Raw genomic sequence first — 21,198 nt, 5'->3', positions numbered from 1 at the left:
CCTCTGTGATGTTCTGAATTAAACGACCTGGGCCAGCGTCTTGCCGGCCAGCGCGCTGCGCACGCTGCGGTCCATGCGGCGCGAGGCGAAGTCCTCGGTGCCGTTGGCCAGCGCCTCGACGGCGGCCTTGACGCCGGCGTGGTCCAGCGTGCCGGCCACGGAGGCGGCGACGGCGTCGCGCACGCGCTGCATCAGCGCGTCCACGGCGGGGCGCTCGGCGGCGTCTAGCAAATTGCCGTCCTCGTCCAGCGCGGACTGGGTGGCCAGCAGGATGCGCTCGGCCTCGACCTGCTCCTCGCGCAGGGCGCGGGCGACCATGTCGACGTCGGCCGACTGGTAGGAGTCCTGCAGCATGCGGGCGACGTCGTCGTCGCCCAGGCCGTAGGACGGCTTGACGCTGATCGAGGCCTCGACGCCGGAGCGCAGCTCGCGCGCCGAGACCGACAGCAGGCCGTCGGCGTCGACCTGGTAGGTGATGCGGATGCGCGCGGCGCCGGCCACCATCGGCGGGATGCCGCGCAGCTCGAAGCGGGCCAGCGAGCGGCAGTCGCTCACCAACTCGCGCTCGCCCTGCAGCACGTGCACGGCCAGGGCGGTCTGGCCGTCCTTGAAGGTGGTGAACTCCTGGGCGCGGGCGCAGGGGATGGTCGAGTTGCGCGGGATGATCTTCTCGACCAGGCCGCCCATCGTCTCGATGCCCAGCGACAGCGGGATGACGTCGAGCAGCAGCCAGTCGTCGCCGGCGGCGCGGTTGCCGGCCAGCAGGTTGGCCTGGATCGCCGCGCCCAGCGCGACCACCTTGTCGGGGTCGATGTTGGCGTGCGGGATGGTGTGGAAGAACTCGCCGACGGCGCGCTGCACGTGCGGCATGCGCGTGGCGCCGCCGACCATGACCACGCCGTCGACGTCGTCGACGTCGACGCTGGCGTCGCGCAGGGCCTTCTTGATCGCGTTCATGGTCTTGCCTACCAGGTGCTTGGTGATCTCCTGGAAGGTCTGGGCGGTGATGCGCAGGTGGACCTCCTCGCCGGAGTTGAGCACGGCGTCGACGGTGACGTCGTCCTTGTTCGACAGCAGCTCCTTGGCCTCGCGCGCCTTGACCATCAGGATCGCGGTGTCCTCGTCGCACAGCGGGGCCAGCTTTTCCTGCTCGTGGATCCAGCAAAACAGGCGGTGGTCGAAGTCGTCGCCGCCCAGGGCCGAGTCGCCGCCGGTCGAGAGCACCTCGAAGACGCCCTTGCTCAGCTTGAGGATGGAGATGTCGAAGGTGCCGCCGCCCAGGTCGTAGACGGCGAAGATGCCCTCCGACGCGCTGTCGAGGCCGTAGGCGATGGCGGCGGCGGTCGGCTCGCTGAGCAGGCGCAGCACGTTGATGCCGGCCAGCTGGGCGGCGTCCTTGGTGGCCTGGCGCTGGGCGTCGTCGAAGTAGGCGGGCACGGTGATGACGGCGCCGACCAGGTCGTCGCCGAGCGAATCCTCGGCGCGCTGGCGCAGCGTGGCCAGGATCTGCGCCGAGATCTCGACCGGGCTCTTGATGCCGGCGATGGTCTTCAGTTGCACCATGCCGGGCGTGTCCTGGAAGTCGTAGGGCAGGTTCTCGGCGTAGGCGATGTCGTGCAGGCCGCGGCCCATGAAGCGCTTGACCGAGACGATGGTGTTCTTCGGATCGGTGGTCTGCGCGGCCTGGGCCTTGTAGCCGATGTTGGCGTGGCCGTTGGGCAGGTAGCGCACCACGGACGGCAGCAGCGGGCGGCCCTCCTCGTCGTTCAACACTTCGGGGATGCTGTTGCGCACGGTCGCCACCAGCGAATTGGTGGTGCCGAGGTCGATGCCCACGGCCAGCCGGTGCTGGTGCGGCGCGGTCGACATGCCTGGTTCGGAGATTTGCAGAAGTGCCATGTATATTTCGTGCCTTGCGGCTCAGATTGAATTAGGACGGATGGGGCGTCGAGGGCGATGGCGGCGGGCCGCCTCAGACATCCTCGAACAGCTGGAACACGCTATCGATTTCCTGTTGCATCTTGTCGAGGAACATCAGGGCGCGCACGCCCTGGGCGGCGCCGTGGAAGTCGCCGCCGTCGAGCTGCTGGGCGATGCCGAGCAGCTGCGCCTTGCGTTCCAGCCGCATGTCGCGGTCGAGCGCCTCGAGGGCGGCGGCGTCGCGGCCGGCGCGCGCCTCGGCCAGCGCCTCGCGCCACTCCATCTGCTGCATCAGGAAGGCCATCGGCATGGCCGTGTTCGACTCCGTCTGCAGGTCCACGCCGTTCAGCTCGCACAGGTACTGGGCGCGCTTCTGCGCGTGCTTGAGCGTCTGGTAGGCCTCGTTGGCGCGGGTCGCCCACTGCATGGCGACGCGCTTCTCGGCGTCGGTGGCGTTGACGAACTTGTCCGGATGGACGCGGCTCTGCACCTCGCGGTAGGCGGCGTCGAGGGCGGCGCCGTCGACGGCGTAGCGCTGCGGCAGGTTGAACAGGTCGAAGTGGTTTTGCATGGCTGGGGTCTATCGGGTCTGGCCGCGCGCTGTTGCGTCCGGCAGACGGCCACAGCGCGGCGGCGGTGACGCGCTCAAATGCGGAAGCTTTCGCCGCAACCGCACGCGTCCTTCAAATTGGGGTTGTTGAACTTGAAGCCCTCGTTGAGGCCTTCGCGCGCGAAGTCGAGTTCGGTGCCGTCCAGGTAGGGCAGGCTCTTCGGATCGACGAAGACCTTCACGCCGTGCGACTCGAAGACGCTGTCCTCGGCCGCCACCTCGTCCACATACTCGAGCTTGTACGCCAGGCCGGAACAGCCGGTGGTGCGCACGCCGAAGCGCAGGCCGACGCCCTTGCCGCGCCGCTCGATGTAGCGGGTGATGTGTTTCGCTGCTTTTTCGGTCAGTGTGATTGCCATTCGTTTCTCCGTCCCGGCCCCGCGCGCTCGCGCCGGGCCGGTGTAACACAATACGTTCGCCGCGCCTAAATGAGAGCTTAGGCGGCGACCGGGTGCTTGGTCTGGTAGTCCAGGACCGCCGCCTTGATGGCGTCTTCCGCCAGGATCGAGCAGTGGATCTTGACCGGCGGCAGCGCCAGTTCCTCGGCGATCTGGGTGTTCTTGATGGCCAGCGCCTGGTCCAGCGTCTTGCCCTTGACCCATTCGGTCACCAGCGAGCTCGAGGCGATGGCCGAACCGCAGCCGTAGGTCTTGAACTTGGCGTCCTCGATCAGGCCGTCGGCGCCGACCTTGATCTGCAGCTTCATCACGTCGCCGCAGGCCGGCGCGCCGACCATGCCGGTGCCGACGCTGTCGTCGCCCTTTTCGAAGGCGCCGACGTTGCGCGGGTTTTCGTAGTGGTCCAACACTTTTTCTGAGTAAGCCATTTTGATGCTCCTAGTATTCTGAATTCGATGAAAACGCGATGTGGCGACCGGCCCCGGCAGGGCTTAGTGCGCGGCCCACTGGATCGAGCTGATGTCGATCCCCTCTTTGAACATGTCCCACAGCGGCGACAGCTCGCGCAGCTTGGCGACTTTGGTCTTCATCAGCTCGACGGCGAAGTCGATGTCGGCCTCGGTGGTGAAGCGGCCGATGGTGAAGCGGATCGAGCTGTGCGCCAATTCGTCGCTGCGGCCCAGGGCGCGCAGCACGTAGGACGGCTCCAGGCTGGCCGAGGTGCAGGCCGAACCGGACGACACCGCCAGATCTTTCACCGCCATGATCAGCGACTCGCCCTCGACGTAGTTGAAGCTGACGTTCAGGTTGTGCGGCACGCGGTGCTCCATGTCGCCGTTGATATAGGTTTCCTCGATGCCCTGCAGGCCGCTGGCCAGGCGGTCGCGCAGCGCCTTGATGCGCACGATCTCGCTGTCCATCTCGACCTTGGCCAGGCGGAAGGCCTCGCCCATGCCGACGATCTGGTGGGTCGGCAGGGTGCCCGAGCGCAGGCCGCGCTCGTGGCCGCCGCCGTGCATTTGCGCTTCGATGCGCACGCGCGGCTTGCGGCAAACGTACAGCGCGCCGATGCCCTTCGGGCCGTAGGTCTTGTGGGCGGTGAAGGTCATCAGGTCGACCTTGCTCTTTTGCAGGTCGATGAGCACCTTGCCGGTGGCCTGGGCGGCGTCGCAGTGGAAGATGATGCCGCGCGAGCGGCACAGCGCGCCGATCTCGTCGATCGGCTGGATCACGCCGATCTCGTTGTTGACCAGCATCACGGAGATCAGGATGGTGTCCGGCCGGATGGCGGCGGTCAGCTGCTCGATGGTGATCAGGCCGTTGTCCTGCGGTTCCAGGTAGGTGGCCTCGAAGCCGACCCGCTCCAGTTCGCGCACGGTGTCGAGCACGGCCTTGTGCTCGGTCTTGACGGTGATGATGTGCTTGCCCTTGGTCTTGTAGAACTGGGCGGCGCCCTTGATCGCCAGGTTGTTGCTCTCGGTCGCGCCGGAGGTCCAGATGATCTCGCGCGGGTCGCAGTTGACCAGCGCGGCGACGTGGCCGCGCGCCTCTTCCACGGCCGCTTCCGCCGTCCAACCGTACATGTGGCTGCGCGAGGCCGGATTGCCGAACTGCTCGCGCAGATACGGAATCATCATGTCGGCAACGCGCGGATCGACCGGCGTCGTCGCCGAGTAATCCATGTAGATCGGGAAATGCGGGGCGGTGTGGAACTGAACCGGCGCGATGTTTTTTTCAGGGGCATTCATCTAGATAACTCCAATGCGTTTCAAGCAGCCTAATGTCCGATAATTAACCAAGCGCGGCGTGGTTGCGATGCAGCACCACCACGTTTTGTTCGGCGTTCTTTTGTTTCTGTTGGTCGACCAGATCCTGCAAGGACACCGAATCCAGGTAGTCGACCATTTTCTCGTTCAGCGTGGCCCACAGCTCGTGGGTCATGCAGCGCGCGCCGCTGGCGGCGTCGGCGCCGTGGCAGTTTTCCTTGCCGCCGCACTGGGTGGCGTCGAGCGGCTCGTCGACGGCGATGATGATGTCGGCCACCGTGACCTTGTCGGCCCGGCGCGCCAGGCTGTAGCCACCGCCCGGTCCGCGTATCGACTCGACGATCTCATGCCGGCGCAACTTGCCGAACAACTGCTCCAGGTACGACAGGGAGATGGCCTGACGCTGGCTGATGCCCGACAAGGTGACCGGGCCTTTGCCTTGGCGCAAAGCCAGATCGATCATCGCAGTCACAGCAAAACGGCCTTTGGTGGTCAGACGCATCACTACCTCGGTTCAACTCGGTTAAAATATCGTCTTGCAACTGACCAAAGCCTGATTAGTTGAACGATTTAGTCAAGTATACCAAACTTTGACGTATCGCGTCGGATGGCCCCACGCTTTGCCGGCCCATTTCCCCCGCCCTTCCCCGCCCCTTCCCCCTCACTCCACACGCAGCAGGCGCATCGGTCGGAACAGCGCATGCATGGACGCGTTGCCGATGAAACTCAGGTTGTAGGGATGCTCGGTGACGATCTGCGGAAACTTTTGCATTACCGGCAACTTATTCAGCTGCTCGGCGATCTTCCCCCATAGTACGAGCGTCGGCGTCGCCGCCGCCTGGCGGACCAGGCCGGCCATCACCGTCTCGAAGAAGGGCAGCCAGGCCTTGGCGTCCTTGACCGGCGCCACGTGGGCACGGAACACCAGCGAGGCGTTGAGCAGCAGGAACCCTTGGGCGGTCAACTTGTCCTGCAACTGGGCCAGGGTTTGGATGGCGGCGCCGGCGCGGGCGCGCTCGGCCACCCCGGCCAGGGCGGCGCCGGCGGTGTTGTCTGCCAACAACTGACCATCGGCAACCAGTAACATCTTCATAAAATTGCGCAGCGAGGTGGCCTTGTTGACCGGCTTGGACAGGCCGCCGCCCGGCTCGGCCGACCACAGGCTGCCGACGGCGCCGTCCATGAAGCAGACCCCGGTGGCGCTCTCGGCGCGCGGATACGGCCCCTCGCCCACCAGCACGTAGCGCACCTGCTGCAGCGGCAGGGCGAAGGCGGCGAACAGGCGTTGCTCGGTGGGCAGGTAGGCGTCGGCGGCCAAGTCGGCCAGATAGGCGGGGTCGGCCGCCTGCACCGCCTGCAGCCCCTCGCTCAGAATGGCTTGCCAGGAGACGTGGGCGCGCGCCAGCGCGGCGAGGATGGAGCTCGGGATGGTCATTGCGGAAATGGTCGGTGACGGCGGGAAAGGGCAAATTGTAGCGCAAGGGCGGCCGCGGCGAGGCGCCGCCGTCAGTGTGGCCGTCATACGACCTTCATATGGCCTTCATGCGGCTGTGATACATCTGTCACGCGGCGGCGCGCGCATTTTTCCGAATTGCCCGGCGCGGCACTTAAATGCGCCCCGCTTACCCGCGACCTCTTGCGTTTATTTCAACTATATAGCAAGATTATCAGGTCTTTCCCCGTCCCACTGCTCAGCCCTATCCTTTTCGAGGTAATACGTGGCAACTCCAGACATCTCCAAGCTCAAGATCGAACGGGCGCCGACGGCGCAGATTCCCGGCCAACGCTCGCGGCGGCGGCGCTGGGTCAAGCTGGCGGTCGGCGCGGTGGCGCTGGCGGTGCTGGCCACGGCGGCCGGACGCTTGCTGAACGGCAAGCCCAGCGTGGAGACGGTGACGGTGGCGCAGACCTATCCGGCGCAGAACTACACCTTGCTCAACGCCACCGGCTACGTGGTGGCGCAGCGCAAGGCGGCGCTGTCGTCGAAGGCCACCGGCCGGCTCGAATGGCTCGGCGTATTGGAAGGCAGCCGGGTCAAGAAGGACGAGGTCATCGCCCGCTTGGAGAACCGCGACGTCAGCGCCAGCCTGGGCCAGGCGCAGGCCAACATCAAGGTGGCCCAGGCCAACCTGGAACAGGGACAGGCCGAGCTGGCCGACGCCCAGGCCGCCTTCCAGCGCGCCGCCGACCTGCTCAAACAGAAATTCATCGCCGCCGCCACCTACGACGCGGCGCAGGCGCGGCTGAACAAGGCCAAGGCCAACATCAGCGGTTACCGCGCCGGCATCGCGGCGGCCCAGGCCAACGCCCAGGTGGCCCAGGTGGCGCTGGACCAGACGGTGATCCGCGCCCCCTTCGACGGCGTGATCCTGACCAAGAGCGCCAACGTGGGCGACAACATCACGCCGTTCTCGTCGGCCGCCGACAGCAAGGGCGCCGTCGTCACCATCGCCGACATGGACACGCTGGAGGTCGAGGCCGACGTCTCCGAGTCCAACCTGAGCAAGATCCGCGTCGACCAGCCGGCCGAGATCCAGCTCGACGCCTTCCCCGAGCTGCGCCTGGCCGGCGTGGTCTCGCGCATGGTGCCGACGGTGGACCGCAGCAAGGCCACCCTGCTGGTCAAGGTGCGCTTCGCCGAGCGCGACGCCCGTGTGCTGCCGGACATGAGCGCAAAGGTGGCCTTCCTGTCCAAGCCGGTGCCGGCCGAGGACAAGCAGGCCGTCAGCGCCGTGCAGCCGGGCGCCATCGTCACGCGCGAAGGCAAGCCGGCGGCCTTCGTGGTCGACGGCGACAAGCTCAAGCAGGTGGCGGTGAGCAGCGGGCGCAAGATCGGCGAGCTGGTCGAGGTCAAGGGTTTGAAGGCCGGCGACAAGGTGGTGCTGGCGCCCGACGCCAAGCTGCACGACGGCCAGTTGGTCGGCGTGGTGAAGAAATAGGCAGAGAGAACCCATGCAACCCTTGGTCCAGATCGAACACCTGGTGAAGTCCTACCGGCGCGGCGGGCAGATCGTGCCGGTGCTGACCGACATCAGCCTGACCATCCAGCCGGGCGACTTCACCGCGCTGATGGGCCCTTCCGGCTCGGGCAAGAGCACCCTGCTCAACCTGATCGCCGGCATCGACAAGCCCGACAGCGGCGTGCTGCGCGTGGCCGGCCTGGACATCGCCGGCATGGGCGAAAGCGAGCTGGCGCGCTGGCGCGCCACCAACATCGGCTTCATCTTCCAGTTCTACAACCTGATGCCGGTGCTGACGGCGTTCGAGAACGTCGAGCTGCCGCTGCTGCTGACCAAGCTGTCGCGGCGCGAACGGCGCGAGCGGGTCGAGCTGACGCTGGCCATGGTCAACCTGGCCGACCGCATGGACCACACGCCCAACGAGCTGTCCGGCGGCCAGCAGCAGCGCGTGGCGATCGCCCGCGCCATCGTCACCGACCCGACCCTGATCGTCGCCGACGAGCCCACCGGCGACCTGGACCGCCAGTCGGCCGGCGAGGTGCTGGCCCTGCTGAACCAGCTCAACCGCGAGCTCGGCAAGACCATCATCATGGTCACCCACGACGCCAACGCGGCGGCGCAGGCGCGCAGCATGGTGCACCTGGAAAAAGGCGAGCTGATGGCCGAACCGGCCGTGGCCGGCTAGCCCATGTACGCGCTGCGCCTGATCATCAAGAACGCCCTGCGCCACAAGCTGCGCACCATGCTGACGGTGCTCGGCCTGGTGGTGGCGACGCTCTCCTTCGGCCTGCTGCAAACGGTGGTCGACGCCTGGTACGCCGGCGCCGAGGGCGCCTCCAACACCACGCTCATCACGCGCAACAAGACCTCGCTGGTGTTCCCGCTGCCGCTGTCCTACCAGGCCAAGCTGCGCGGCGTGGACGGCGTGACCGGGGTCGGCTACGCCAACTGGTTCGGCGGCGTCTACCAGGACCCGAAGAACTTCTTCGCCCAGTTCGCCATCTCCGGCCAAAGCTATCTCGACATCTACCCCGACTACCTGCTGCCCGAGGCCGAGCGCGCCGCCTTCCTGCGCGACCGCAAGGGCGCCATCGTCGGCCGCAAACTGGCGCAGGAGTACGGCTTCAAGCTCGGCGACATCATCCCGATCAAGGGCACGATCTACCCGGGCAATTGGGAGTTCGTGGTGCGCGGCATCTACGACGGGCGGCAAACCGGCACCAACACGGCGACCATGTTCTTCCACTGGGACTACATCAACGAGAGCATCCTGAAGACGGCGCCACGGCGCGGCAACCAGATCGGCGTCTACGTGGTGCGCATCGCCCGCGCCGAGGACGCCGCCGCCGTCTCGGCGACCATCGACGCGCAGTTCCGCAACTCGCTGGCCGAGACCTTGACCGAGACCGAGAAGGCCTTCCAGCTCGGCTTCGTCTCGATGTCGGAGGCGATCGTGGTGGCGATCCGCGTGGTGTCCTTCGTGGTCATCCTGATCATCATGGCGGTGATGGCCAACACCATGGCGATGAGCGCGCGCGAGCGGCTCGGCGAGTACGCCACCTTGAAGGCGCTCGGCTTCGGCCCGGGCTTTTTGGCGCTGATGATCTTCGGCGAGTCGATGCTGCTGGCCCTGGCCGGCGCCGGCCTGGGCATCGCCCTGCTCTACCCGGTGGCGGCCGGCTTCGGCGCCAAGATGGGCACCATGTTCCCGGTGTTCGAGGTGGCGCCGCTGACGGTGCTGCAGCAGGTGCTGGCGGCGCTGGGCATCGGCGTGGTGGCGGCCATCGCGCCGACGCTGCGGGCGATCCGCGTCAACATCGTCGACGGCCTGCGCAGCATAGGATGAGCACACCAATGAACGAGGCGCCATGAGCATCCCCCTCTCCTACATCGCGCGCAACCTATGGGCGCGCCGCCTGACCACGGCGTTGACGGCCGGCGGCCTGGCGCTGGTGGTGTTCGTCTTCGCCGCCGTGCTGATGCTCGACGAGGGCCTGCGCAACACCCTGGTCACCACCGGCGAGTACGACAACGTGGTGCTGATCCGCCGCTCCGCCGAGACCGAGGTGCAGAGCGGCGTCGACCGCACCCAGGCCAACATCGTCGCCAGCCATGCGGCCATCGGCCTGGGCGCCGACGGCCAGCCGATGCTGTCGAAGGAGACGCTGGTGCTCATCTCGCTCAACAAGCGCGGCTCGGACAAGCCGTCCAACATCATCATCCGTGGCGTCGGCGCGCGCGCGCTGACGCTGCGGCCGCAGGTCAAGCTGACGGCGGGGCGCATGTTCCGCCCGGGCGCCTCGGAGATCGTTGCCGGCGCCAGCATCGCGCGGCGCTTCTCCGGCGCCGGCATCGGCGAGACGCTGCGCTTCGGCCAGCGCGAGTGGACCGTGGTCGGCCTGTTCGACGCCGGCAACAGCGGCTTCGATTCGGAGATCTGGGGCGACGCCGACCAGTTGATGCAGGCCTTCCGCCGCAACGCCTACTCGTCCGTCGTCCTGCGCCTGAGCGACAGCGGCCGCTTCGACGGCTTCAAGAAGGACATCGAGGGCGACCAGCGGCTGACCCTGGAGGCCAAGCGCGAGCAGACCTTCTACTCGGACCAGTCGCTCGCGCTGTCGACCTTCATCAGCATCCTCGGCCTGACCCTGTCGGTGATTTTTTCCATCGGCGCGATGATAGGGGCGACCATCACCATGTACGCCTCGGTGGCCAACCGGGTCGGCGAGATCGGCACCTTGCGCGCGCTGGGCTTCCAGCGCAGGAACATCCTCGCGGCGTTTTTGACGGAGGCTATGCTGCTGGCGGTGGTGGGCGGCGTGGTCGGCTTGGCCTTCGCCTCGTTGATGCAGTTCCTGTCGTTCTCGACGACGAACTTCCAGTCCTTCTCCGAACTGGCCTTCGGCTTCAAGCTGAACGCCGCGATCATTGTGAAGACGCTGCTGTTCTCGCTGGTGATGGGGATGGTGGGCGGCTTCCTGCCGGCGCTGCGGGCGGCGCGCATGCAGATCGTCGACGCGCTGCGCGCCGCCTGAGCCGGGCGACTCGCCAACAGCCGCGAGGCAGATGAAGCCCGGCGGCGGCGGCGGCGAAGCAGGGTCAGACCCTAGGGTCTGACCCTCTGGACCTGCAGTCCGCCTACTCGGCGTCCGGCTGTTGCGCCGGATGCGCCTGGACGAAGGCGGGCAGCGCGGCGCAGTTGGCGTGGATGCGCATGACGGTCGGATAGGCCGCCATGTCGATGTCGAAGCGCTGCGCGTTGAACACCTGCGGCACCAGGCAGCAGTCGGCCAGGCCGGGCGTGTCGCCGTGGCAGAAGCGGCCGGTGTGCGGATCGCGCGCCAGGTGCGCCTCCAACATCGCCATGCCCTCGCCGACCCAGTGCACGACCCACTGCAGCTTGACCTCCTCCGACAAACCGAGCGGCCCCTTCAAATACTTGAGCACGCGCAGGTTCGCCAGCGGATGGATGTCGCAGGCCACCGTCTGCGCCAGCGCGCGCACGCGGGCGCGGCCGAGCGCGTCGGCCGGCAGCAGCGGCGCCAGCGGCCGCGTCTCGTCGAGATACTCGATGATCGCCAGCGACTGGCTGAGCAGCGCGCCGTCGTCGTCCAGCGCCGGCAGCAGCGCGCTGGGGTTGACGGCGCGGTAGGCCTCGGCCAGCTGCTCGCCGCCATTGCGCAGCAGATGCACCGGCACCGCTTCGTAGTCCAGCCCCTTCAGGTTCAGCGCGATGCGCACCCGATAAGCGGCCGAGCTACGGAAGTAGGTGTACAGCTTCATCTCAGCGGCGCTCTTGGTAGTGCGCCACGGTCTGGTCGATGCTGCCGAAGATGCTGGCGCCTTGCTCGTCGCGCATTTCGATGCGCACGCTGTCGCCGAACTTGAGGAAGCCGGTGCTCGGCTTGCCGCCTTCGATGGTCTCGTACATGCGCACCTCGGCCAGGCAGCAGTAGCCGACGCCGCCGTTGTCGATGCTCGAGCCGTGCAGGTTGCCCTGCTTGTTCGACACCGTGCCGGAGCCGATGATGGTGCCGGCCGCCAGCTCGCGGGTGCGGGCGGCATGCGCCACCAGCTGGGCGAAGTTGAAGGTCATGTCCTCGCCAGCGTTCGGCTTACCGAAGGGCTTGCCGCTCAGTTCCACCAACAGCGGCAGGTGCAGCTTGGTGTCAGCCCAGTGGCCACCCAACTCGTCGGGCGTGACCGCCACCGGCGAGAAGGCGCTGGCCGCCTTAGACTGGAAGAAGCCGAAGCCCTTGGCCAGCTCGTTGGGGATCAGGTTGCGCAGCGAGACGTCGTTCACCAACATCACCAGGCGGATCGCCTTGGCGGCGTCGGCGTCCGAGACGCCCATGGCGACGTCGCCGGTGATGACGGCCACTTCCGCCTCCAGGTCGATGCCCCAGTCTTCCGACAGCGCGAAGATCGGGTCGCGCGGACCGATGAAGCTGTCCGAGCCGCCCTGGTACATCAGCGGGTCGGTGTAGAACGAGGCCGGCACCTCGGCGTTGCGGGCGCGGCGCACCAGCTCGACGTGGTTGATGTAGGCCGAGCCGTCGGCCCATTGGTAGGCGCGCGGCAGCGGCGAGTGGCACAGGCTCTGCTCGAAGGGTTGGGCCAACGCGGCGGTGCCGGCGTTGAGCGCGGCGTAGACCTGCTCCAGCTGAGGCGCGATGGCGTCCCAATTGTCCAGCGCCTGCTGCAGCGTGGCGGCGATCTGCGGCACGGCAACGTAGTTGTTCAGGTCGCGGCTGACGACCACCAGGGCGCCGTCGCGGCCGCCGTTTTTCAGGCTGGCGAGCTTCATGCCTTCACCTCCGCTTCCGGCGCGTGCATCCAGGCGGCGTGCTTGGGCGCCTTGCGCGTGCGCGACCACTCTTCCAACATCTCCCACTTGACCGAGTCGAGCTGCTGCATCATCTCCGGCGTGCCGATGTTGGCGGCCAGTTCGAGGCGGTGGCCGTTCGGGTCGAAGAAGTAGATCGACTTGAAGATGCCGTGGTAGACCGGGCCGAGCACCTCGATGCCGCCGGCGACCAGCTGCTCCTTGGCGGCCAACAGCTCTTCCATGCTGCCCACTTCCAGCGCCAGGTGCTGCACCCAGGCCGGGGTGTTGTGGTCGCGGTCCATCGGCGGCTGGGTCGGCAGCTCGAAGAAGGCCAGCACGTTGCCGTGGCCGGCGTCGAGGAAGACGTGCATGTACGGGTCCGGCGCCTTGGTCGACGGCACCTCGTTCTCGGCGATGGCCAGCACGAAGTTCATGTTCAGGTGTTTCACATACCAGTCGACGGTCTGCTTGGCGTCGATGCAGCGGTAGGCCACATGGTGGATTTGTTTGATTTTCATCGTTGTCTCCGGGGGTGAATTCGTTCGCTGCGGGTCGGCAGTGTGGCACTAGCGACGGGCGCGGCATCTATGCTGAGCATTAGATGCCAGTTTCAGATATCATACAAACAGTATTTTTACCTCCACTTATCAGAATTCCTTATGAATCCTAGCCTGCGTCAAATGCGCGCCCTGGTGGCGCTCGCCAAGACCGGCAGCTTCACGCTGGCCGCCGAAATTCTGCACGTGACGCAGTCGGCCCTGAGCGGGCAGATCAAGGAGCTCGAGCAGTTGCTCGGCGTGAAGGTGGTCGAGCGCACCACGCGCAAGGCGCAGCTGTCCGAGCTGGGCCGCGAGCTGTATCCGCTGTTCGACAAGATGCTGCAGGACTTGGACGGCGCCATGGCCGACATCGCCAACCGCAAGGCGCTGAAGAAGGGCATGGTGCGGGTGGCGGCGCCGCAGATGATGTCCTGCACCCTGCTGCCGGAGGTGATCGCCGCCTACCGGCTGGCCTATCCGGACGTGCAGGTCAAGCTGGTCGACTGTCCGGTGGAGAACGTCTCGGCGCGCGTGTTCAGCGGCGAGGTCGACTTCGGCATCGGCCCCGAGCGCGAGCCGACGGCCGAGATCGACGCCCAGGTGCTGTTCGAGATGCCCTTCGTGCTGGTGTTCCCGCCCGGCCACGCGCTGGAGCAGCGCGAGCGCGTCAGCTGGGCCGACGTCAACGACTTCCCCTTCATCGCGCTGCAGGGCCAGTTCACCGAGCGGCTGCTGCACGACATGCACGTGTCCTTCCGCGAGCTGTCGCTCAGCCCCTACAACGAGGTGACCTTCATGACCACCGCGCTGGCCATGGTCAGCGCCAAGCTGGGCATCACCGTCTGCCTGCCCTACGCCGAGCCGATGGTCAAGCTGTACGGCCTGCGGATGCGTCTGCTGCAAGACCCCGAGCTGACGCGCCGCTTCTTCGTCTACACCAAGAACGCCCGCGCGCTGTCGCCGGCGGCCGAGAGCTTCGTCGCCTTCCTGCACGAGTTCGTCGACACCCACGAGTGGAACGTGACGGTGACGCGCAACGCCTGAGCTGCCGGCCAGTCCCCCTGGCACTGCCGGACAATCCGCGCCGCGCCGCGTGCACGTCCGGGCCCACCCGGCCAGTGCTCGCCACTTTCCTCGCCGCAGTACGACGCCGCATAGAGGCGGCGCCGCAAGCATTATCGCAAATACGAATCACTATCATTGACATTCCCATCCGTGCAACTTAAGATTTGCAATCTATGCAATTCTCCCCGCGCGCTTGCCCGTCCCGCGTCGGCTCAACGCATTCAACACAACTTTACGCTAACGATCCATGGCCATTCTTCGTCCCGCACTGAAACCCCTCCCCCTGCTGCTGTCCGTTCTGCTTGTCCACTCCGCCGCCGGCGCCCAAACCACGCAAGAAATGGCGCAGATCACCGTCTCCGCCAGCAAGGACGGCGGCCAGGCGCTGATCGCCGGCGCCACCAAGACCGCCAGCACGCTGCTGGAGACGCCGCAGTCGATCAGCCTGGTCACGCAAGAGAGCCTGCGCAACCGCGCCGCCCTGAGCAGCAAGGACGCGCTCGACTACGTCAGCAGCGTGGTGGCCGGCCAGGGCGAGGGCCGCCGCGACGAGTTCTACATTCGCGGCTTCTATTCGCTGCGCGACACCAGCGTCGACGGCATGCGCGACGACAACCTATACTTCCGCGACCTGGCCACCACCGAGCAAATCGAGGTCGTCAAGGGCGCGGCGGCGGCACTGTACGGACGCGGCTCGGCCGGCGGCCTGATCAACCGCGTCAGCAAGAAACCGAAGGCCGGCCAGGCCAGCGAGATCTCGGCCACGCTGGGCTCGGACCGCGAACGCCGCGTCAGCGTCGACGTCGGCGGCGCCCTCAACGACCAGGTCAACGCCCGCCTGATCGGCGTCTACGACAGCGGCGACAGCTACCGCGACGTGGTCGAACACAGCCGCAAACTGATCGCCCCCTCGGCCGCCATCAGGCTCGGCGCCGACACCAGCCTGCTGCTGCAGGCCGAAATCCAGCGCGAGCAGCGCACGCCCGACCGTGGCGTGCCCTCGCTCAACGGGCGTCCGCTCGACGTGCCGGCCGGCACCTTCTACGGCGAGCGCTACGACTACACCGACACCGACAGCGAGATCGTCCGCGCCAGCCTGGACCACCGCATCAACCAGCAGCTCAAGCTCAACAACACGCTGCAGTACAGCCACACCGACCTGTCCGGCGTCAACACGCGCAACCGCCGCGTCAACGCCAACGGCACGCTGTCGCGCCAGATCACCTACTTCCCGCAGAACCAGCGCAATCTGATCAACCAAACCGAGCTGACCTACGCGCTGGCCAACCACACCATCCTGGCCGGCGTGGAACTGGCGCAGCAAAAACGCGACGTGCGCACCGGCCAGACGGCGATCGCCTTCCCTGTCGACCTGTACGCGCCGCAACACGTGCTGGCCGCGCCGGACTTCAACGGCCTGCCCTTGTCTCTGGACAACAGCTTCACCGCCAAAACAGCCGCCCTGTACCTGCAAGACCAGATCAGCCTGGGCGCGCAGTGGAAGGCGCTGTTGGGCGTGCGCTTCGACCGCTTCCGCCAGGAACAAATCAACCACCTCAAAAAGAACGAGCTGAGCGAACGCAGCGACAAGCTGGCCTCGCCCCGCGTCGGCCTGGTCTACCAAGCCGACGACACGCAATCGCTGTACCTGAACCTGAGCCGCTCGCACCAGCCGGCCGGCGGCGACCTGCTGTACACCTCCAGCACGCCGCTCAAGCAGGTCAAGCCGATGCAGACCGATCTGCAGGAGATCGGCTACAAGCGCGACTGGCTCAACAAACGCTTCTTCACCACCGTCGCCCTGTTCCGCATCGAGCAACGCAACCAGCTGACGCTGGACCCGAGCGATCCGGCCGGCCTTCGCCAGCTGCAAGTGGGCAAGCAGCGCAACCAGGGCGTCGAGCTGGAACTGCAGGGCGCGCTGTGGCAGGGCGGCCGCCTCAGCACCGCCTACACCTACAACGACGCGCGCATCGTCGCCTCGAACGACATCCCCAGCGGCAACCGCGCCGAGATGACCGCCCGCCACCGCGCCAGCCTGTGGTTGGACCAGTCGTTCTCGGATACCTACAGCGCCGGCCTTGGCGTGCTGGTCAACAGCGATCAGTTCGCCTTGTCCGACAACGCCGTGCGCCTGCCCGGCTACGCCCGCGTCGACGCGACGTTCAACTACCACCAGAAGGCCTACGACCTGCGCCTCAAGCTGAACAACCTCGGCAACGCGCATTTCTATGAATCGGCGATCAACAACGTGCAGATTCAACCGGGTGCGCCACGCAACGTCAGCCTGACGCTGAGCAGCCGCTTCTAAGCTGCTCAGGTTCACACTTCACACCTCGGCCACCAAGCCCAACGCGGGCGCGGTGGCCAACCATGGCTGGCGGCCGGCCGCCGCGCCCGTATAATTGCGCAACCGCAGCTATTCGCCGGCAGCCAGCCCATTTGCACACCATGTCCAAGCAATCCAAACGCAGCAACGCCGACACCATCGCCACCAACAAGCTGATGAACAATCTCGACGGCCAGCACAGCGTCTGGTTGTTCGGCTACGGCTCGCTGATCTACAAGGCCGACTTTCCCTACCTCGAACGGCGTCCGGCCAGCATCGCCGGCTGGACGCGCCGCTTCTGGCAAGGCTCGCACGACCATCGCGGCACGCCGGAGGCGCCGGGCCGCGTCGTCACCATCATCCCCGAGGCCGGTGCCATTTGCCACGGCATGGCCTACCTGGTCACGCCGCAAGTGTTCGAGCACCTCGACCACCGCGAAAAGAACGGCTACCTGCGCCTGAGCACCGCCATCCTGTTCGACGACGGCCGCAGCGTGCCGGGCCTGGTCTACATTGCCACCGAAGACAACACCGCCTTCCTCGGCGCCGCCTCCGAGCTGGAGATCGCGCGCCAGATCGCCCAATCCAGCGGCCCGAGCGGCCCCAACAGCGACTACCTGAACCACCTGGCCGCCGCCCTGCGCGAGCTGGGCAAGAGCGACCCGCACGTGTTCGCCATCGAACAGCATCTGGCCGAGCTGGCCAACCAGACCAAACCGGCCGAGCAAACCAAGCGGGACGCGTAAGCCCGCCCCACCGATTTTGTTGCGCTAGCCGCGCCCAAGGCGTGCCCGCCGTCGCGGCACGCCACCGGGCCACACATTTCCGGCCGCCTCTCGCCTCAGAACAAATCCATTTGTCCGGCCGAGCCCTCCTTTGCCTTTGAGCCCAGCGGCGGAATCACCAGCGGCCGCCGGAACAGCGAGGTGTCCAGCCCCTTGAAGCGGTCGCCGCGCCCCGTCATGCCGAGCCTGGCGACGGCGATCTGGAAACGCTGGCGTATCAACTCCGCCCACACGCCCTCGCCTTTCATGCGGGTGGAAAAATCGCTGTCGTAGTCCTTGCCGCCGCGCATTTCTCGCACGCGGTTCATGACACGCTGCGCCCGGTCCGGAAAATGCGCCTGCAGCCATTGCTGGAACAGGGGGTTGACCTCCCACGGCAAACGCAGCACCACGTAATGGGCGTGGACGGCGCCGGCGTCGCGCGCCGCCTCCAGCAGGTGCTCGATCTCCGGCTCGGTGACGAAGGGAATGATGGGCGAGATGCTGACGCTGACCGGAATGCCGGCGTCCGTCAGCGTGCGGATGGTGCGCAGGCGCCGCGCCGGGGCCGCCGCGCGCGGCTCCAGCGTGCGCGCGATGGACGGCTCCAACGTGGTCAGGGTGACGGCGGCGGCGGCCAGGCGCTTGGCGGCCATGGGCGCGAGGATGTCGATGTCGCGCTCGACCAGCGCCGACTTGGTGATCAGCCCGACCGGATGCTCGCACTCCTGCAACACCTCCAGGATGCGGCGGGTCAGGCGCAGCTCGCGCTCGCAGGGCTGGTAGGCGTCGGTGTTGACGCCCAGCGCGATCGACTCCGGCACGTACGAGGCCTTGCCCAGCTCGCGCCGCAGCAGTTCCGGCGCGTTGACCTTGGCGAAGATCTTGCTCTCGAAGTCCAGCCCCGGCGACAGCCCAAGATAGCTGTGGGTCGGCCGCGCGTAGCAGTAGATGCAACCGTGCTCGCACCCGCGATAGGGGTTGAGCGAGACGCCGAAGGGCAGATCCGGCGAGCTGTTGCGGCTGAGAATGGTCTTAGCCTGCTCCTCGGTGACCTGGGTTTTCCACGCGCGCGGCTCCTCCTCCTCGCGCGGCCAGCCGTCGTCGTACTCCTCCCGGGCCTGCTTGTCGAAGCGGCCCTGCAGGTTGGACACGGCGCCGCGCCCCTTGCTCGCCTTGAGCGGCCGTGGCGGCAGCATCACCTGCCCTTCTTGTTCTTCGTCATCCGGCATAGCCCACCCACCAATACTGTATATATGCACAGTATTCTATGCCGGGCGAATCGGCTTATCAAGCTCAACCATGAAAAAATATCATCGTCCCAGCGCACATCCAGCCCCGCGCCTTGCGCTGAGACACTGTGGCGGCCGCCCGCTTGCTGGTATCATGCCAACAAATCCGGGGATCGACGATCCCCGCGCCTCGCCCAGTGTTTTTCTGCGGCATGGCGGGCCCCGCGCCCCAGACCCACCCACACATTTTTCAGGATGCCGCCCATGAGCGTGGCGGCGCCCCGATATTGACTACTCGCGAGCACACTATGAACAATTCGAGCACACCGGCTCTGCCCTCGTTCTGGCGCAGAATCCCCCTGGCCTTCGGCGCCTTCTTCAGCACCCTGTCCGACGCCGAATACGCCGCGCGCATCGTGCGCCTGGCCGACGCGCCGCTGACACCCACGCCGGCCGCCGCGCCGGTCGCCGCCGCGCCAGCTCCAACGCCGGCACCGGCGCCCGCCCCGGCTCCGGCACCGGCACCGGCACCAGCACCGGCGCCACTGCGCGACACCGCGCCGGACGCCGCCCTGCAGTTGCTGACCCTGTTCCAGCGCGAGGCCCGCCTGATCGACTTCACCCAGGAGAACCTGAGCGCCTACTCGGACGCCGACATCGGCGCCGCCGCGCGCGTGGTCCACGAGGGTTGCAGCAAGGTGCTGCGCGAGCACTTCACCATCGAGGCGGTGCGCAGCGAGGCCGAAGGCAGCCGCATCGTGCTGGAGGAAGGCTTCGACGCCGGCGCCGTGCGCCTGACCGGCAACGTGGTCGGCAAGGCGCCGTTCCGTGGCGCCTTGAGCCATCGCGGCTGGCGCGCCTCCAGCGTGCGCCTGCCCAAGCTGGCCGACGCGCACGACGCATCGGTACTGGCCCCGGCGGAGGTGGAATTATGAGCGAGCCACGCTACGCCATCGGCATCGACCTTGGCACCACCCACAGCGCCCTGTCCTACGTCGACCTGCTCGCCAGCGACGGCGAGAAGACCGCGCACGACGTGCTGGCCATTCCCCAGCTGACCGCGCCCGGCACCGTCGAGGACCTGGCCCTGCTGCCGTCCTTCCTCTACCTGCCGCACGCCGAGGAACTGGCGCCCGGCGAACTGACCCTGCCCTGGCCGCAAAGCGAGGCGGAGCAAAGCGCCGTGGCCGGCGAGATGGCGCGCAGCCGTGGCGCCACCACGCCGATCCGCCTGGTCTCGAGCGCCAAGAGCTGGCTGTGCCACGCCGGCGTCGACCGCCGCGCCGCCATCCTGCCCAACGACGCGCCGGAGGAAGTGAGCCGCGTCTCGCCGCTGGCCGCCTCGACGCGCTATCTGGCGCACCTGCGCCAGGCCTGGGACAAGGCCCACCCCGAGGCGCCGTTCGCCGAGCAGGCCGTCACCGTGACCATTCCGGCGTCCTTCGATCCGGGCGCGCGCGAGCTGACCGCCGAGGCCGCCCGCGCCGCCGGCTACGAGACGCTGACCCTGCTGGAGGAGCCGCAGGCGGCGCTGTACAGCTGGATCCAGGGCAGCGACGGCCGCTGGCGCAAAGAGGTCAAGCCGGGCGACATCATCCTGGTGGTCGACGTCGGCGGCGGCACCAGCGACTTTTCGCTGATCGCCGTGCTGGAACGCGACGGCGTGCTGGAACCGCACCGCGTCGCCGTGGGCGACCACATCCTGCTGGGCGGCGACAATATGGACCTGGCGCTGGCCCACCTGGTGGCGCGCAAGGTCGCCGCCGGCGGCAACCAGCTCGACGCCTGGCAGATGCGCGCGCTGACCTACGGCTGCCGCTCGGCCAAGGAGGCCCTGCTGGCCGACGCCAGCGTCGACACCTGGCCCATCGTCGTGCCGAGCCGTGGCTCGAAGCTGATCGGCGGCTCGATCCGCACCGAACTGACCCGCGACGAGGTCAGCACCTTCATCCTCGACGGCTTCTTCCCCGCCGTCGACGCGGCGGCGCGGCCGGCCGTGCGCACCCGCGCCGGCCTGACCCAGCTCGGCCTGCCCTACGCGCAGGACGCCGGCATCACGCGCCACCTGGCCGCCTTCCTGGCGCGCCAGCTGGGCGCCACCGCCGAGCTGGAAGGCTTCGCCGGGCGCGCCGCGCCGGACGCCACCTTCCTGCATCCGACCGCCGTGCTGTTCAACGGCGGCGTGTTCAAGTCGGCGCTGCTGGCCGAGCGCGTGATGGGCACCATCAACGACTGGCTGTACCTGGAGGGCGCCGAGCCGGCGCGCATGCTGGGCGGCGCCGACCTCGACCTGGCGGTGGCGCGCGGCGCGGCCTACTACAGCTACGTGCGGCGCGGCAGCGGCGTGCGCATTCGCGGCGGCACGGCGCGCTCCTACTACGTCGCGGTGGAGTCGGCCATGCCGGCCATCCCCGGCATGGAGCCGCCGATCCAGGCGCTGTGCGTGGCGCCGTTCGGCATGGAGGAAGGCGGCGAGATGGAACTGCCGGCGCAGGAGTTCGGCCTGGTGGTCGGCGAGCCGGTGCACTTCCGCTTCTTCGGCTCCTCGGTGCGGCGGCAGGACCAGATCGGCGACCTGCTCGACTTCTGGCAGGCCGACGAGCTGATCGAACTCAACGAGATCCAGGCCACGCTGTCGCCGGAGGGCCGCCAGTCGGGCGACGTGGTGCAGGTCAAGCTGCACGCGCTGGCCACCGACTCCGGCACGCTGGAGCTGCTGGCGGTGGCCAAGGACGGCCAGCGCTGGAAGGTGGAGTTCGACGTGCGCGGCAGCGCCGCAGCGTAAGC

Annotated in this window: 20 protein-coding genes; 9 read left to right on the top strand and 11 right to left on the bottom strand. The window is 67.4% G+C overall.

All coding sequences use genetic code 11. The features are described 5' to 3' along the window. Nucleotides 1-18: 18 nt before the first annotated feature. From hscA to BM252_RS20430, 7 genes are all read right to left on the bottom strand, one after another. Nucleotides 19-1,899: a Fe-S protein assembly chaperone HscA gene (hscA, locus tag BM252_RS20460; RefSeq protein WP_093389525.1), complete on the bottom strand. Its 1,881-nt coding sequence runs from the start codon at nucleotides 1,897-1,899 to the stop codon at nucleotides 19-21. Between the two features lie 73 nt (nucleotides 1,900-1,972). Continuing rightward, nucleotides 1,973-2,491 (bottom strand): Fe-S protein assembly co-chaperone HscB, encoded by a 519-nt coding sequence (gene hscB, locus BM252_RS20455; protein WP_093389524.1) that lies wholly within the window; start codon nucleotides 2,489-2,491, stop codon nucleotides 1,973-1,975. Nucleotides 2,492-2,565: 74 nt separating this feature from the next. After that, complete coding sequence (iscA, locus tag BM252_RS20450) at nucleotides 2,566-2,889, bottom strand: iron-sulfur cluster assembly protein IscA (RefSeq protein ID WP_093389523.1); 324 nt, start codon at nucleotides 2,887-2,889, stop codon at nucleotides 2,566-2,568. A gap of 77 nt (nucleotides 2,890-2,966) precedes the next feature. Next, complete coding sequence (iscU, locus tag BM252_RS20445) at nucleotides 2,967-3,356, bottom strand: Fe-S cluster assembly scaffold IscU (RefSeq protein ID WP_020702063.1); 390 nt, start codon at nucleotides 3,354-3,356, stop codon at nucleotides 2,967-2,969. Between the two features lie 63 nt (nucleotides 3,357-3,419). Continuing rightward, nucleotides 3,420-4,676 (bottom strand): IscS subfamily cysteine desulfurase, encoded by a 1,257-nt coding sequence (locus tag BM252_RS20440; protein ID WP_093389522.1) that lies wholly within the window; start codon nucleotides 4,674-4,676, stop codon nucleotides 3,420-3,422. Nucleotides 4,677-4,719: 43 nt separating this feature from the next. After that, nucleotides 4,720-5,196 (bottom strand): Fe-S cluster assembly transcriptional regulator IscR, encoded by a 477-nt coding sequence (gene iscR, locus BM252_RS20435; protein WP_093389521.1) that lies wholly within the window; start codon nucleotides 5,194-5,196, stop codon nucleotides 4,720-4,722. A 159-nt stretch (nucleotides 5,197-5,355) separates the two neighbouring features. Next, nucleotides 5,356-6,129 (bottom strand): uracil-DNA glycosylase family protein, encoded by a 774-nt coding sequence (locus BM252_RS20430; protein ID WP_093389520.1) that lies wholly within the window; start codon nucleotides 6,127-6,129, stop codon nucleotides 5,356-5,358. 283 nt (nucleotides 6,130-6,412) lie between these two features. On the opposite strand from BM252_RS20430, the gene BM252_RS20425 reads away from it, so the two are divergent. Genes BM252_RS20425 through BM252_RS20410 form a run of 4 tightly spaced genes read left to right on the top strand, consistent with a single transcriptional unit; the run spans nucleotide 6,413 to nucleotide 10,689 of the window. Next, nucleotides 6,413-7,633 carry an efflux RND transporter periplasmic adaptor subunit gene (locus BM252_RS20425; protein ID WP_093389519.1) on the top strand — a complete coding sequence of 407 codons (1,221 nt, stop codon included), beginning with the start codon at nucleotides 6,413-6,415 and terminating at the stop codon, nucleotides 7,631-7,633. Between the two features lie 13 nt (nucleotides 7,634-7,646). Further along, nucleotides 7,647-8,339 carry an ABC transporter ATP-binding protein gene (locus BM252_RS20420; protein ID WP_093389518.1) on the top strand — a complete coding sequence of 231 codons (693 nt, stop codon included), beginning with the start codon at nucleotides 7,647-7,649 and terminating at the stop codon, nucleotides 8,337-8,339. A gap of 3 nt (nucleotides 8,340-8,342) precedes the next feature. Continuing rightward, the gene (locus BM252_RS20415; protein WP_093389517.1) at nucleotides 8,343-9,500 is read left to right on the top strand and encodes an ABC transporter permease; all 1,158 of its coding nucleotides are present in this window, start codon (nucleotides 8,343-8,345) and stop codon (nucleotides 9,498-9,500) included. A 22-nt stretch (nucleotides 9,501-9,522) separates the two neighbouring features. Next, nucleotides 9,523-10,689 carry an ABC transporter permease gene (locus BM252_RS20410; protein ID WP_093389516.1) on the top strand — a complete coding sequence of 389 codons (1,167 nt, stop codon included), beginning with the start codon at nucleotides 9,523-9,525 and terminating at the stop codon, nucleotides 10,687-10,689. A 103-nt stretch (nucleotides 10,690-10,792) separates the two neighbouring features. Here the strand turns inward: BM252_RS20410 and maiA are convergent, their stop codons facing one another. The 3 genes from maiA to BM252_RS20395 are packed head-to-tail and all read right to left on the bottom strand — an operon-like array spanning nucleotide 10,793 to nucleotide 13,000. Continuing rightward, a complete protein-coding gene (gene maiA / locus BM252_RS20405; RefSeq protein WP_093389515.1) occupies nucleotides 10,793-11,437 on the bottom strand; it encodes a maleylacetoacetate isomerase in 645 nt (214 codons plus the stop codon). A gap of 1 nt (nucleotide 11,438) precedes the next feature. Further along, complete coding sequence (locus BM252_RS20400) at nucleotides 11,439-12,461, bottom strand: fumarylacetoacetate hydrolase family protein (RefSeq protein ID WP_093389514.1); 1,023 nt, start codon at nucleotides 12,459-12,461, stop codon at nucleotides 11,439-11,441. Beyond that, complete coding sequence (locus BM252_RS20395; protein ID WP_093389513.1) at nucleotides 12,458-13,000, bottom strand: VOC family protein; 543 nt, start codon at nucleotides 12,998-13,000, stop codon at nucleotides 12,458-12,460. The genes BM252_RS20400 and BM252_RS20395 overlap by 4 nt, the downstream gene beginning before the upstream one ends. Nucleotides 13,001-13,141: 141 nt before the next feature. Between BM252_RS20395 and BM252_RS20390 the strand changes: the two genes are divergently transcribed. From BM252_RS20390 to BM252_RS20380, 3 genes are all read left to right on the top strand, one after another. Continuing rightward, on the top strand, nucleotides 13,142-14,065 hold the full coding sequence (locus BM252_RS20390; RefSeq protein WP_093389512.1) for a LysR family transcriptional regulator: 924 nt from the start codon (nucleotides 13,142-13,144) through the stop codon (nucleotides 14,063-14,065). 361 nt (nucleotides 14,066-14,426) lie between these two features. Beyond that, nucleotides 14,427-16,397 carry a TonB-dependent receptor gene (locus tag BM252_RS20385; protein ID WP_245774357.1) on the top strand — a complete coding sequence of 657 codons (1,971 nt, stop codon included), beginning with the start codon at nucleotides 14,427-14,429 and terminating at the stop codon, nucleotides 16,395-16,397. Between the two features lie 140 nt (nucleotides 16,398-16,537). Next, on the top strand, nucleotides 16,538-17,161 hold the full coding sequence (locus BM252_RS20380) for a gamma-glutamylcyclotransferase (RefSeq protein ID WP_093389510.1): 624 nt from the start codon (nucleotides 16,538-16,540) through the stop codon (nucleotides 17,159-17,161). Between the two features lie 95 nt (nucleotides 17,162-17,256). Here the strand turns inward: BM252_RS20380 and BM252_RS20375 are convergent, their stop codons facing one another. Next, entirely contained in the window at nucleotides 17,257-18,411 is a 1,155-nt protein-coding gene (locus BM252_RS20375) for a PA0069 family radical SAM protein (RefSeq protein WP_425442351.1), read from the bottom strand. A gap of 308 nt (nucleotides 18,412-18,719) precedes the next feature. On the opposite strand from BM252_RS20375, the gene BM252_RS20370 reads away from it, so the two are divergent. Together BM252_RS20370 and BM252_RS20365 are read left to right on the top strand one after the other, a co-directional pair. Then, a complete protein-coding gene (locus BM252_RS20370) occupies nucleotides 18,720-19,346 on the top strand; it encodes a DUF2760 domain-containing protein (protein WP_093389508.1) in 627 nt (208 codons plus the stop codon). Further along, a complete protein-coding gene (locus BM252_RS20365) occupies nucleotides 19,343-21,196 on the top strand; it encodes an Hsp70 family protein (RefSeq protein ID WP_093389507.1) in 1,854 nt (617 codons plus the stop codon). Before BM252_RS20370 ends, BM252_RS20365 begins: the two co-directional genes overlap by 4 nt. Nucleotides 21,197-21,198 lie beyond the last annotated feature (2 nt).

This window comes from Rugamonas rubra, from assembly GCF_900114705.1.
GTDB lineage: Bacteria > Pseudomonadota > Gammaproteobacteria > Burkholderiales > Burkholderiaceae_D > Rugamonas > Rugamonas rubra.
The sequence above is the reverse complement of the archived record's forward strand: the minus strand, read 5'-3'. Positions and strand labels throughout refer to the sequence as shown.